Genomic DNA, 12,865 nt, shown 5'->3' with positions numbered 1-12,865 from the left:
GGTCGACCGGTCAGTCCGCGGTGGTGACCCGCGTCTCCTGTTCGGCGACGGGCGACGCCTGTGTGATCACTTCGGAGCGCCGCCGGCCGCGGTCCATGACACCGCCGGTGAAGGCGAGGCCCAGACCGGCCACGGCGAGAGCCGCGCCGACCAGGTTGGGCGCGGCCCAGCCCCAGCCCGCCGAGATGACCAGGCCGCCGAGCCAGGCTCCGCCCGCGTTGGCCAGGTTGAACGCCGAGTGGTTGGAGGCCGCCGCCATGGTCGGGGCGTCCTTCGCCTTGGCCATGAGGAGCATCTGGATCGGTGTGGTGATGAGGGAGCCCATCGCGCCGATGAAGATGATCGTCAGCAGGGCGGGCACGGTGCTGTGGACCGCGAAGTAGAACGTCACCAGGGCCGCGGCCAGCAGGACGAGCCCCCAGTACATCGTCGGGCGCAGCGCGCGGTCGGTGAGCGGTCCGGCGATCAGGGTGCCGAGCGTCATGCCGACGCCGTAGAGCGCGAGGACCCAGGTGGTCGAGGTGCCGGAGAGGCCGGTCAGGTGCGTGAGCATCGGTACGAGGTAGCTGTACACGGCGAAGAATCCGCCGAAGCCCACGACGGCCGTGGCCAGACCGATGACGACCTGCTTGTTGCCCATGGCCCGCAGCTCGTGCCGGACACCGGACTGCCCCCCGCGCGGCTGGTGCGGGACGAAGGCGGCCAGCGCGGCCAGGGCGACGAGGCCGATGACCGCGACCGCGCCGTAGGCGGAGCGCCAGCCCAGGTGCTGGCCGAGGGCGGTGGCGGCCGGGACTCCGACGATGTTGGCGATGGTGAGTCCGAGGAACATCTTCGAGACGGCGCGTGCGGCCCGGTCCGGGGCGACCAGGCGCGAGGCGACGACGGCGCCGACGCCGAACAGCGCGCCGTGCGGCAGACCGGCGAGGAAACGTGCGGCGAAGAGCGTGCCGAAGTCGGGGGCGACGGCGGACGCCATGTTGCCGATCACGAACAGTCCGGTCAGGAGGAGCAGCAGCCGCTTGTGCGGGACACGCGCGCATATGCCCGTCAGGAGCGGCGCGCCGACGACGACACCGAGCGCGTACGCCGACACGACGTTGCCGGCGTCCGGTACGGACACACCGATTCCGTCGGCGATCTGGGGCAGCAGCCCCATCGTGGCGAACTCGGTCGTGCCGATACCGAACGCGACGACGGCCAGGGCCAGGAGAGCCAAGGGCATGGTGCAGGAGAACCTTTCGAAGACAACGAGCCGGGGACCGGTGAGCGGGGCGATGCGGGCTCGCCCACGGTTTCCACGTCCCGTCGCGCCGGGCCGCGTGACCCGGAACACCCCGGGAAGAGGGTGAGCCCATGGGGAGTGCAGCAACTACGCGAGGGCATCCATTCCAAGATCACCCCGCGGTTACGGCATCGGGCCGGGCCCGCTCCCCCTGGCTTCTGCGGCGGTCGGCCCGGGCAAGTGAGCAAGGATAGCCGCTGTGGCTCGTGCGCCGTCCGGGCAGGGGGCGGCAAGGGCCCTCGGTCCACGCGGCCTGTCACGCGGCACGCCGATGTCGGTGACGTACTCGTACTGGCCCCACTGGCCGCCGAGGTCTCCACCACCCGCCGGCGTGGCCGGTCGACCCGGGAACTGGTTGAGCGGGTGGACATCGACCGGGGTGCCGCGGTACGCCCGGGGGCGGGGGGCGCGGCGTCTGAGGCCGGCGGGCGGCGGCGCGGGGGAAGGTGGGGGGCGCCCCACACCCCACCCGGGCGGGGGGGGGGGGGGGGGGCCGGCCCCGGGGACGTCCTGGGGGGGGGGGGCGGGCCGGCGGGGGGGGGCGGCGCGTCGTGTTGGCGCCGCGGGCCCGGCAGTGCGCGTCAGTGGCCGGCGTCCCTCACCAGGGCGCCGGGGCCGGTGGCCGGACCACTGGCGGGCGGTCGTCGCAGGTGATGGTGTTGGGCAGTTCCCAGGACGCCATCCACGGGCCGGTCGTGCCGCCTCCGTCGTTGCCGCCGAGGTCGTTCACCGCGAACTCGGATCCGGAGGCGGGGAAGTTGAAGGATCCGCAGTTGTTGACACCGACCGCGCCGACGTTACGGGCGTCCACGTTCTCGAAGGACGCCGAGCCGGCGGAGCGGGCGCTGAGCACGGAGGTGCCGGTGCCGTCCACGCGGATGTCCTTGAAGCGGACGCCCCGGATCGCGTACTCGTCCTTCACCGGGAAGTCGGAGACGAGCATGATCGCGTTGTAGGTGTTGTCGAGGAAGTGGTCGCCGGTGACCTCGATGTCGGCGTCGATGTCCCGCTCCAGGGCGTAGAACCAGATGGCGCCGAGGCCGATCTTCCAGTTGAGCTCGAACGGCCCCGAGCGGACCGTGGTGTTGTCCGTGATCCGCAGGTGTCCGGCGAACGGTTCCGCGCCGAAGCGGGAGCCGACCTGGATGGCACTGCCCTCTCTGACGGGGTCGGCGATGAGGTTGCCGGTGACCGTGTTGTCGGTGCCGCCGTACAGCGCGATGCCGTTGGCGAGGACGGGGCTCTGCACGGTGTTGTGGGCGAAGACGTTGCGCGCGTCGCCGGTCTTCTCCGACCACATGGCCAGGCCGTCGTCGCCGGTGTTGCGGACGAAGGTGTCCGAGACGCTCGAATCGGTGACGCCGGTATGGAAGTTGAGTCCGTCGGCGATCTGGTCGGCGATCACGGTACGGGTGACCCGCAGGCCCGTCATCGGACCGTCGAACCACATGCCGACCTTGGTGTGGTGGAGGTAGAGGCCGTCGATCGTCGAGTCGCTCAGCGCCCCGCCGATGGCGTTGACCTGATCGGTGTCGACGCGTTCGCGGACATCGCCCTCGACGGTGAAGCCCGACAGATGGACGTCGTGGCTGCCGCCGTCGGCCGCGTCCCTGCCGTAGAAGCCGACACCCGTGTGGACCGAGCCGTCGGGCGCGGGGGTGCCGAGGGTGACCTGGTGGCCCTTGACGATCGTGTACCAGCTTCCCGCCCCGACGATCGTCACGTCGTCCACGACGATGTGCCGGTCCACCTGGTACGTGCCCGGCGGCAGGTACACCTTGAGGTGCCGCTTCTTCGCGTAGGCGATGGCCCGGTCGAACGCGTCGCCCGCGTCACGCCGGCCGGTGGGGTCAGCGCCGAACGCGAGGACGTTCGCGGCGTTCTTCTCGACGTGCGGCGCGCCGACGAGTCGGGTGTCGAGCAGGTCGATCACGGTCCAGGCGGCGCCGCTGTTCCTGGGCGCGGTGAGACGGACGGTGTCGCCGGCCGCGTACCGCTTGCCGAGCAGGAGCCGCTGTTCGTCGTAGAAGTGGCTGGGCCTGAACGGCTTGTCGATGATGGGCGCCGGGGTGGTGGCGGCCGGGACGCAGCCGCATTCGGTGATCCACCAGTCGGGGTGCAGCAGGTCGCCCCGGGGGTCGTTGCTGAACGGGTACTGGTTGTAGAGCCAGGAGTACCGCGAGGTGAGGGTCGCCGTGGTGCGGTGCCGGCCGTCCACGGAGACGTCGAGGGGCGCGGTGATGCCGCCACCGCCGGGGGCGTCGGGGATGCTGTAGCGCACAGTGAGGGCGTTGGCGGCGCGCGGCAGGGTGAACTCGACGTACTGGCCCGGCTTCAGGCGTACCGCCGTACGTCCCGACGCCTCGGACGGCAGGGTGTAGGCGGTGCGGTCGGGGCCGATGACGGTGCCGTTCGTCGACGCGCTCTCCGCCTCCTGCTCGACGAAGTCCACCGCGGCACCGCGCCCCGCGACCAGGCCGGGCTCGAGCCCGGCCCGTGTCACCGCGGGGGCACCCACACCACGACTGTGCGCGGAGGCCGTCGGGCCACCCTCGCCGGCGTCGTGCCCGGAGGCCGCCGGGGCCGGAGCGCCGAGCACGAGTACGAGTCCGGCCGCGGCGGCGGCCACCGCGACCGTCCGGACCGGTCTTCGCACGCGACGGCCGACCCGCTCCGCAGCCGCGTGATGGGTGTACGGCGCCATCGGCTTCTCGTTTCTCTCGGGGCGGAGGACACCGAGGGCCGCTCGGTGCGCGGCGGCACGGCGGGAATCAGCCGTGCCGCTGCGTACCGGGACATTAGGGCGCGACGGGACACCCGGACAAGACGTCGAACACGTCTTTCCGTGATTCAGTTCAGATCCTGCAAGTCGAAGTCGATTTTTTGCAGGTGAACTCATCCGCCTTCGCTGTCGGACCGTGTCGTCCTCGGCGTCCGGTGCGGTCAGGGCACCCGAGTTCCAGGCGACGCGGACGGTGTCCCCGTCGACGTCGAGCGCGGTGGCCGGATGATCGGTACGGTGCCGCCACCTCGCCACGCCGTCGAGCGACGGGATGTCCATCGGCCCGCTCGGTGAGGAGGCCCGCCGGTCAGGGGCGGTTCAGGCCCCACGTCTGCAGGGTGAAGGGGCGGCCCTTCTCCTCGCCGGTGATCAGCGGCACGTCGAGGAGTTCGAAGCCCGCCTTCGTGGCCACGGCGACGCTGGCGGCGTTCTCGGCCTCCAGTTCCAGGATCACCTGCTCCGCACCCTCCTGTTCGAAGGCGTACGCGGCCATCACCCGCACCGCCCGGACCGCCAGGCCCTGGCCGCGGTGCGCCGGGCCGACCGAGTAGCCGATCTCCATGCCCTCGGGGGCGCGCCGCAGCATCACCTCGCCGAGCGGTGCTCCGCCGTCGACCGTGATCGCGAGCAGGACGACCGTGCCCTGCGCGCGCATCTCCCGGTCCCGGTCCAGGCGTGCGCGGGCGGCGGCTTCGTCGAAGGGGGAGACGAGCGGTGTCCAGTACGCGATGTCGGGGTGGTCGAACAGCTCCGGCATGGCCGTCAGGTCCGCCTCCGTCCAGTCACGAAGGACGAGCCCCTCCCCCGCGAGCTCGATCCGCTCGGGAAACGATGACGTGGTGCTGCTCATGGTGCGGGACCTCCCTGGCCTTTTCGGAACGAGCCAGGATAACCGGGACGGAGAGCGCCCCATCCTGGCGGAAAGCCGCCGGGGGTGCCCGCGGCACTGGGATCATGAGCCATGCGACCGGACGACTGGCACCTGACCGAAGACGTCGACGACTTTCTCGCCCGCGCCGGACACTTCCTGCGCTCACAGCCGGGCCGGAACATCATGCAGCTCACCTGGGCCGAGCGAGTTCGACAGCGTGGGGCGGACGCGTTCGGCGCCGAAGCACCCCTGTTCGGTGTGCTGGAGCAAGGGGGCGAGGTCCACGCCACGTTCTATCGACTTCCGCCCAGGGGTTTCAGCCTTTCGCCACTCACGCCCGAGCAGGCAGACGCTCTCGCCGTCCGCCTTACCGCCCTCGGGAACCCCGTTCCCCACGTCAGCGCGGATCACCGCACGGCAGCCCTCTTCGCCGAAGCCTGGCAGCGGCACACCGGCGCGACCCCGAAACCGCGCGAGACGCGGCTACGTCTGTACCGCCTCGAGACACTCACCCCACCGGAGCCGATGCCGGCGGGCCGCGGCCGCGTCCTGGGCGAGCGGGACCTCGGCCAAATCATCTTCTGGTGCGGCGAGTTCGCGCGGGCTGTCGGGGAAGAGGTGTCCATCAGCGCCGACACCTGGGCCGGCACCCGCTTCGCCGACAAGCGCTACACGCTCTGGGAAACCCCGGACGGCACTCCCGTCTCCGTCGCGGGCATGAACCCTCTGATCGGCGGCCAGATCCAGGTGGACATCGTCTACACACCGGCCGAGCAGCGAGGTCGCGGATACGCGGGCGCCGTGACGACGGAGGTGAGCCGCGCCGCGCTCGCCGCGGGCGCGAGGGACGTCGTGCTGTTCGCGGACCTGTCCAACCCCACCAGCAACGCCCTCTATCAGCGCCTCGGCTATCGCACGCTCACCGACTGGGCCGTGTACGACTTCCCTCGCGACACGTTGCAGAGCCCCGCGGCATAGCACCCCCGTTCGGGACCGGAGACAGACGTGGTTGTGCCGCCCGGGCTTCCGGTCGAGTTGATCTAAATTGGCTGATCATGGGGCGAAGTGGTGGAATCAGCCGTCGATCCGTACTCAAGGCCATCCCCGCTGCCGGTCTCGCGGCAGCAATGGACGAGGCCTCGGCCGGGCAGCGCGCGACGGCGGCGACGGCGGCGACCTTTCCGCAGCCGGCCGTCCGCGCCTCACGGCCGGTGCCCGGCTCGGCGTCGCCGCCGGTCCTGGCACAGACACTCGACGTCCGGTTCGCGGACGTCTCCGTCCCCGGCTACGGACCGGTGACCACGCGCACCTACAACGGGACGATCCCGGGGCCGACCCTGCGCGTGCGCGGCGGGGACATCCTGCGGCTGACGCACATCAACGGTCTGCCGCCCAACGCGCCTCACACCGGCGGTCACAACACGCCGCACCACGCCAACAGCTTCAACCTGCACACCCACGGAATGCACGTCTGCCCGTCCGGGCACGCCGACAACGTACTGCGCGAGTTCGCGCCACGCACCGCCGAACAGGCCGCCGCCGGCGCCCCGGAGCCGCGGTATGTGACAACCATCCACGTCCCCGCCGACCACCCGGCCGGCACCTACTGGTACCACCCGCACCTGCACGGATCCACCGCCGAGCAGATCCTCGGAGGCATGGCAGGAGTGATCATCGTCGAAGGCGACATCGACGAGATCCCTCAGATCGAAGCAGCCGCCGACATCGTCGTCTGCATCAACGAACTCAAATTCAAGGACGGCAAAGTCCCCGCCTTCACCTCGGGCGGCTGGACGGCCGGCATCCCCTCCACCTTCACCGTCAACGGCACGGTCGATCCCACTCTCCACCTGCGCCCCGGCGAGGTCCAGCGGTGGCGGCTGGTGGCCGCGACCGCGTTCACCGCCCTGCGGCTCCAGGTCACTGGCGACCGTGGGAGCCTGACGATGCACCAGATCGCTCAGGACGGCGTCACGTTCGCCCGACCCGTCGCCCTGGAACGGGTGGACCTGGCCATGGGCAACCGCGCCGACGTCCTGATCCGCGGCGGCACACCCGGCAGGTACGAGCTACGGGACCGTGCGGTACCCGGACCCCTGATGACGATCGAGGTCGGCGGAGAACCCGTGGAACCGTCGATGGCGCTGCCGGTCTCGCTGCCGCCGGGCCGACCCTTCCTCGACGAGCGGGACATCGCCAACCCCGACGCCGACCGGGAGGTCGTGTTCCACACGGACGCGGGCGCGTTCACCGGGGCCTTCCCGAACGCCTTCCGCATCCTGGGCAGCAACCCGACCCCCGCGGCACACCCCGGCGACGACCTCACCCGCGACCCGTCCTACGGTCTGTTCGACCCCGGCTACACCAACCACACCCTGACCCTGGGCACCGTCGAACGCTGGACCGTCCGCACCGACGAGACCGTGCCGGCGCACAGCCATCCCTTCCACCTGCACACCAACCAGTTCCTGCTCACCCACCGCGACGGCGAACGGCTTGATCCGCCCGTCTGGTACGACACCATCGGCCTGGACGGCGGCACACCCGGCGACCGGGTCACCTTCCTGGTCAGGTACGAGGACTTCACCGGGCACACCATCGCCCACTGCCATCAGCTCCACCACGAAGACCTCGGCATGATGCAGGCCGTCCACTACGTCGAACCCTGAGAGCAGGACATCCCCGGGCTTCGCCCTTCCCTGTCACAGGGTGTGGTGCAGCCAGCGCTGCAGGACTTCGTTGACGTCCGCCGGGAGGGAGCTGATCTGCTCGATGACCGCGCGGTCCTCGGGCATCGGCGGGATGCCGGCGGCCGTGAGGGTCGCGTGCAGGGCCAGACGTCGCTGGTCCCGCGGGTCGAGGGTGTAGCCGAGGCGGTGGGCGGGGTTGGGCGGCGCCAGAACGAAGTCGCCGTCGTCGCGAGGCCGCGCCTGAGCGGGCACGGCGGTGTCACGGGGGTGTACCGCATAGGGGTCGACGAAGGCGCGGGAACCAAGGGTCTCACTGTTCCAGGGGGTCATCTCTGTCTCCTCATCGACGAGTTGTGAACCACCTGTCGAGATCTCCGCGAGGGCCCCTCCGGTTGCGTTCGCGGCCGAACATCACGCTGACGGCGTCATCGGCGGCTGATCACTTCGTACGACGGGACGACGGCCGCCGATGCTACGAACCCGCGCGGCGATCCGCCACGGAGTCACCCCCGGCCCGCGCGGCGACTGGCCACCGAGTCACCCCCGCCCGCCGGACCAGCGCACGGCGGCGGCTCCGGCGAAGTCGCCGGCGTGGGCGAATCCTCCCAGTATCACGAGGTCACCGTCCTTCACCCGGCCCGAGGTGATCGCGTGGTCCAGGGTGACCGGGATCGCCGCGCCGAAGAGATTGCCGCACTGGTCGAAGGTGTTCACGTGCCGGTCGGCGGGCAGTTCCAGCGCCTCCGTCCAATTGCGCAGGAAGGTGCGGTTCGGCTGGTTGGTGACGAGGACGTCGATGTCGCCGGTCGGCACGCCGAGCCGTCGGCACAGGTCCGCGATCACCTCCGGGACCAGCCGGTTGCCGCGTGCCAGCACCTTGGCGACGCTCGCGTCGGTGAACCCGATCCGGAGCTGGGACTCCCCCGGCTCCCAGTACTTTCGGCCGTCGTCGAGCGCCAAGGTCATGTCGCCGGCGTGCTCGCCGATGTGCCGGGTCTCCACGTCGAGGACCGGGGCGCCGGCCGACGTCGTCACCCATCCCACGCCGCAGCCGTCACCCGGGATCGCGGCCTGCGCGAGCCGACGCACCTCGGACTGGGTGAAACACTGCCCGGCGGCGCTCTGCGCGTTGCAGATCAGCGCGGTCTTCGCGTCGGTGGTCGTGAGGATCTGCCGGGCCAGCTTCAGCATGTACACGAAGGAGGCGCAGCCCGCGTTGGCCACGTCGACGAGCCACTCCGGGTTCAGGCCCAGTCGGCGCGCCACTTCGGTGCCCGCGCCGACGAACGGAAGGTCCGGGAGCTGGCTGTGCACCAGGAGTACGTCGACGCCGCGGATCTCGTCCCTGCCGTGGCGTTCGATCAGGGGCTGTACGGCGCGCTCGATCATGTCCGTGTTGGTCTCGTCCGCGGCGACGTGGTGCCGTGACCGCGGGACCTTGAACATGGGGTGGCCGCGGAGCTTGTCCTCCGCGCCCGGGTACTCGGTGTAGTACTCGGCGGGGACCGGATCGCCCGGAAGGTAGGCGGCGACATCGGTGAGGCTGACCGTGGTCACGGTGCCACCGCCCTCGCGGGAGCCACGCTCACCGGCTGGCCGTTGCGGTGGCGATGTTCCAGGATCGCCTTGAGGTTGTTCATCTCCACGGTGTGGCCCGCGTAGAACAGGTCCCAGTAGTCGCCCACCCAGGGCCGGTCGGTGCGGGGAGCGAGGCCGGGGTGCGGGTTCGTGTCGTAGTAGGGATGACGGCAGTTGGTCCAGGTGATCACCGATCCCGGCTTGTCGAGCACGAGCCGGGCCGGCACGACACGCATGAGGTAGATCATCCACAGCTTGTCGCCCTGGTCCCAGGAACAGTGGTAATCCACGGTCATGGCCTCGGGGTTGGCGACGGTCCTGCAGTAGATCCTGGTGTCGTCCTCGAGCCGGTCGCGTCCCAGCCACAGTCCGGGTGTACCGGAGGGCTCGAAGTCCCGCAGGCTGCAGGTCCATTCCTCCAGGTGGTGCCCCTGGCGGAGGTAGTCGTAGGTCAGTTCGGGCGGACAGTCGACGTATTCGTGGATGGTGCAGTACTGCCCGTAGACCTGATGGTGAGGATAGACGGAGTGGGTCAACTCCACGCAGTGGGCCGTCAGTTCGTCCTTGCCCGGGTTCTCGATCCGCATCAGGCCCGGGATGTCAGCCGGCGCGGACGACTCGTCGCTCATCTGCGTTCTCCTTGTTGTCGGCGTGTTCGGCACGGCCGGCTCGACCGGTGGCCTCGGCGAAGGGCTGGAAAGGCAGGAACGGGGGGATCTCCTTCGGGTCGCAGTCCAGTGCTACGAAGGCGGGCCCGGCGCCCGTGTTTCCGCGCAGCAGCGCCTCGCGCAGGTGCGTCGCGCTCTCGGCGCCGGTGACGTCGAGGGACGGGAACGCGGCGGCCACCCCGGCGGCGATGTCGGTCCGGCCGAACACGTCGTCGTCGCGGACGCCGCCCTGAAGGAACTCCTCACGCAGCGCGCACATGGCGTGGGCGTTGTTGTTGAAGACGACGAAGGTGACGGGCGCGGAGTGCTCCACGGCGGTGTGCACTTCCGCCCCGTGCATGAAGAAGGCCCCGTCGCCGGCGAGTACATAGGTGCGCCGCCCGGTGGCGAGCGCGGCACCGATGCCCGCGCCGAAGGTGTAGCCCATGCCTCCCATGCCGAGGGCCACCACGAAACGGCCGTGGCGCGGCGCCGGAAGGAGGTGGACCGCGCTGGCACCGGTGTTGCCGGCGTCCACGAAGACGTGCGCGTCCTCGGGCAGCGCCGCCTCCACAGCGGCGAGCGCCTGGGAATAGGGGACGATCCGCCCGTGGACGGCTGGGGAGTCCGGGGTCGCGACGGTGACGGGGCCGGGGTGCCGGGGGCAGGCACGCGGGCCCGACGCGAGCCTGTCGGTCACCGCGCGCAGCGCGTCCCGCAGGTCCCCGACCAGCGCCGTGCCCGGCACGAACGGCTCTTCGGAGTCCAGGCATACGACATCGGTGGTGGCGAGAGCCCGCTCCAGCCCGCCGCGCGCCAGGAGCGGCAGCCGGGTACCGACCAGCAGGCACACATCGGCCCGCCACAGACAGTGTTCGACGTTGGCGTGGCCCATCACCCCGGCCACACCCGCGAACCGCGGATCATGGTTGTCGAAGACGTCCTTGGCGTCCGGGGTGACGGCCACCCACGCGCCGAGTCTCCCTGCCAGCCGGGACAGTTCCGCACGAGCGTCCGCCGCGGCGACGCCCTCTCCGGCGATGACGAGGACGGTGCTCGCGCCGCGAAGGATGTCCGACACCTCGGTGACAGCGGCCGCCGAAAGCGCGGCCGGTTTCGGCGCGGGTCCGGTCCCGGCCGGCGTGGCGCCTGTCCACACGGCCTCTGCCGGCGTGGCCCCTGACCGCAGGGCCCCTGGCTGCGCGGCCTCTGCCCGCACGGCCCCCGTCCGCGCAGTCCCTGTCGGCGCAGTCCCTGTCGGCGCCGGATCATCCTGGCCGGGCAAGCGGATCCGTGCCTGTTGTACGTCCTTGGGCAGCAGCAGCACCGCAGGACCGCGCGGCTCGGTCCGCGCCGCCGCCATCGCCAGCGGCAACAGCTCCACGAGCGAGTCCGCGTCCTCGACCCGGGCACAGAACCGGGAGATCGGGGCGAAGACCTCACCCGCGTCGAAGGAGTCCCCCTTTCCGCTGGTGTCCTGGAACGCGCCGTGGCCCTCCTGGACCGTCGGCGGCTGGCCGACCAGGGCGAGCAGCGGCACCCGGGATGCGTACGCCTCCGCGAGGCCCGGCACCAGGTTCATCGCGCCACCGCCCGAGGTGGCGGCAACCACCCCCAGACGCCGGGTGGTTCGGGCGTAGCCGTCGGCCATCGTGACGGCGGAGAACTCGTGCTTGGCGACCACACCGCGGACGGCTCCCCCGCGGTGCACGGCGTCATACAGGTCCTCGATGTTCGCGCCACCGACACCGAACATGTGGGTGACCCCGGCCCGGGCGAGCTCGTCGGCCAGGTAGTCGACCATGCGTATCGTCCCGGTTTCCGGCACGTCCGCCGTGGTGGTCATACGAGGCTCCCGTCCTTCTCGTGACGCCGGTCGACGAGACCGGACGACGTGATGACCTGAAAGCGGTGCCGGTACTCCTTCGGGGTGACGCCCAGCGTTCGCCCGAAGGAACGGAAGAAGGTCTCGGGGGCACCGAACCCACAGCGGCCCGCTATCTGACTGATCGGCAGATCGGTCGTCTCCAGCAGCTCGCGGGCGCGGGCGATCCGGGTGCGCTGGACGTACTGCCCGGGAGTCGTACCCACCTCGCGCCGGAAGACCCGGGCGAAGTTGCGCGGGCTCATGTTGGCCCGCTCGGCAATCTCGGCCACGGGTAACGGGTTGTGGAGGTTCTCCAGAATCCACTCCTGCGCCGTCCGGATAGGCGGATGGTCCGCCAACTGGGCGTCCAGCAAGGCGCTGAACTGGGACTGCCCGCCGTGCCGCTTGAGGAACAGCACCAGAAACCGTGCCGTCTCCAGGGCGAGCGCCGCTCCGTGATCGGCTTCCACCAGGGCCAGCGCCATGTCGATCCCGGTGGACACGCCCGCCGAGGTGACGAAGGGTCCGTCCCAGATGAAGATCGGCTCGGCGTCCACCTTCACCGCCGGATAGCGGCAGGCCATCGCCTCGCTGTACGCCCAGTGCGTGGTGGCGCGTCTGCCGTCCAGCAGGCCCGCCTCGGCCAGCAGAAAGGATCCGCCACATACGGAGGCGACTCTGCGCGACCGGGCCGCCGCCGTACCGATCCACGAGATCAGCGCCTGGTCCCGCAGCGCCTCGCCGACACTCCATCCCCCTGGCACGAGCAGCGTGTCGACGGGACCCTGCCCCGCCTCCAGCGGCATGGCCGCCACGCTCACACCTGAACTCGTGCGCACCAGTGGCGCGTCGGCGGAGACCAGCTCGATCCGGTAGGGGGCGGACCCCGGGTCGAGCAGCCGGTTGGCGATGTCGAACACTTCAATCGGCCCGGTGATGTCCAGCGCCATGGCCCCCGCGTACACCACTACAACAACACGTCGCTCTGCCACGGTCACAGCCTGTATCGGATCTCCGACTGACTGCAATGACAGTTCACTGACGCATCCGGCCAACAGACGGCAGCCCGAGGGGAGTTACAGGCGGCTGGCCAGGCAGTTCACGTACAGCCGCCGACGATGGCGGGTGAGGTAACTCACAGGCAC

10 protein-coding genes are annotated in these 12,865 nt (G+C 70.7%); 2 read left to right on the top strand and 8 right to left on the bottom strand.

From position 1 onward, the window contains the following. Window positions 1-10 precede the first annotated feature (10 nt). From ACFXGX_RS03965 to ACFXGX_RS03955, 3 genes are all read right to left on the bottom strand, one after another. Window positions 11-1,225, bottom strand: coding sequence for an MFS transporter (locus ACFXGX_RS03965; RefSeq protein WP_384784380.1), 1,215 nt, complete (start codon window positions 1,223-1,225; stop codon window positions 11-13). Window positions 1,226-1,883: 658 nt separating this feature from the next. Further along, window positions 1,884-3,989 (bottom strand): glycosyl hydrolase family 28-related protein, encoded by a 2,106-nt coding sequence (locus ACFXGX_RS03960; protein WP_384784378.1) that lies wholly within the window; start codon window positions 3,987-3,989, stop codon window positions 1,884-1,886. Between the two features lie 385 nt (window positions 3,990-4,374). Continuing rightward, window positions 4,375-4,917 carry a GNAT family N-acetyltransferase gene (locus ACFXGX_RS03955; protein WP_384784376.1) on the bottom strand — a complete coding sequence of 181 codons (543 nt, stop codon included), beginning with the start codon at window positions 4,915-4,917 and terminating at the stop codon, window positions 4,375-4,377. Between the two features lie 111 nt (window positions 4,918-5,028). On the opposite strand from ACFXGX_RS03955, the gene ACFXGX_RS03950 reads away from it, so the two are divergent. Together ACFXGX_RS03950 and ACFXGX_RS03945 are read left to right on the top strand one after the other, a co-directional pair. Further along, the gene (locus tag ACFXGX_RS03950; protein ID WP_384784374.1) at window positions 5,029-5,916 is read left to right on the top strand and encodes a GNAT family N-acetyltransferase; all 888 of its coding nucleotides are present in this window, start codon (window positions 5,029-5,031) and stop codon (window positions 5,914-5,916) included. A 77-nt stretch (window positions 5,917-5,993) separates the two neighbouring features. Then, window positions 5,994-7,607: a multicopper oxidase family protein gene (locus tag ACFXGX_RS03945; RefSeq protein WP_384784373.1), complete on the top strand. Its 1,614-nt coding sequence runs from the start codon at window positions 5,994-5,996 to the stop codon at window positions 7,605-7,607. A gap of 33 nt (window positions 7,608-7,640) precedes the next feature. Here ACFXGX_RS03945 and ACFXGX_RS03940 read toward each other — a convergent pair whose 3' ends face one another. The 5 genes from ACFXGX_RS03940 to ACFXGX_RS03920 form a co-directional block, all read right to left on the bottom strand. Continuing rightward, the gene (locus tag ACFXGX_RS03940; RefSeq protein ID WP_384784371.1) at window positions 7,641-7,958 is read right to left on the bottom strand and encodes a hypothetical protein; all 318 of its coding nucleotides are present in this window, start codon (window positions 7,956-7,958) and stop codon (window positions 7,641-7,643) included. Between the two features lie 207 nt (window positions 7,959-8,165). Continuing rightward, entirely contained in the window at window positions 8,166-9,185 is a 1,020-nt protein-coding gene (locus ACFXGX_RS03935; protein ID WP_384784369.1) for a 3-oxoacyl-ACP synthase III family protein, read from the bottom strand. Next, window positions 9,182-9,835, bottom strand: coding sequence for an SRPBCC family protein (locus ACFXGX_RS03930; RefSeq protein WP_384784367.1), 654 nt, complete (start codon window positions 9,833-9,835; stop codon window positions 9,182-9,184). The genes ACFXGX_RS03935 and ACFXGX_RS03930 overlap by 4 nt, the downstream gene beginning before the upstream one ends. Beyond that, complete coding sequence (locus tag ACFXGX_RS03925; RefSeq protein WP_384784366.1) at window positions 9,807-11,699, bottom strand: thiamine pyrophosphate-binding protein; 1,893 nt, start codon at window positions 11,697-11,699, stop codon at window positions 9,807-9,809. Before ACFXGX_RS03925 ends, ACFXGX_RS03930 begins: the two co-directional genes overlap by 29 nt. Continuing rightward, on the bottom strand, window positions 11,696-12,712 hold the full coding sequence (locus ACFXGX_RS03920; RefSeq protein WP_384784364.1) for a GlxA family transcriptional regulator: 1,017 nt from the start codon (window positions 12,710-12,712) through the stop codon (window positions 11,696-11,698). Before ACFXGX_RS03920 ends, ACFXGX_RS03925 begins: the two co-directional genes overlap by 4 nt. Window positions 12,713-12,865: the final 153 nt, after the last annotated feature.

It is taken from the genome of Streptomyces sp. NPDC059371, assembly GCF_042751995.1.
In the GTDB taxonomy this organism is placed as follows: domain Bacteria; phylum Actinomycetota; class Actinomycetes; order Streptomycetales; family Streptomycetaceae; genus Streptomyces.
Note: the sequence above shows the minus strand (reverse complement) of the source record. Positions and strands in the feature narration are given on the sequence as shown.

Coding starts and splice junctions, on each gene's coding strand:
- ACFXGX_RS03965 (WP_384784380.1), bottom strand. CDS start 1,225: ATGCCCTTGGCTCTCCTGGCCCTGGCCGTCGTCGCGTTCGGTATCGGC.
- ACFXGX_RS03960 (WP_384784378.1), bottom strand. CDS start 3,989: ATGGCGCCGTACACCCATCACGCGGCTGCGGAGCGGGTCGGCCGTCGC.
- ACFXGX_RS03955 (WP_384784376.1), bottom strand. CDS start 4,917: ATGAGCAGCACCACGTCATCGTTTCCCGAGCGGATCGAGCTCGCGGGG.
- ACFXGX_RS03950 (WP_384784374.1), top strand. CDS start 5,029: ATGCGACCGGACGACTGGCACCTGACCGAAGACGTCGACGACTTTCTC.
- ACFXGX_RS03945 (WP_384784373.1), top strand. CDS start 5,994: ATGGGGCGAAGTGGTGGAATCAGCCGTCGATCCGTACTCAAGGCCATC.
- ACFXGX_RS03940 (WP_384784371.1), bottom strand. CDS start 7,958: ATGACCCCCTGGAACAGTGAGACCCTTGGTTCCCGCGCCTTCGTCGAC.
- ACFXGX_RS03930 (WP_384784367.1), bottom strand. CDS start 9,835: ATGAGCGACGAGTCGTCCGCGCCGGCTGACATCCCGGGCCTGATGCGG.
- ACFXGX_RS03925 (WP_384784366.1), bottom strand. CDS start 11,699: ATGACCACCACGGCGGACGTGCCGGAAACCGGGACGATACGCATGGTC.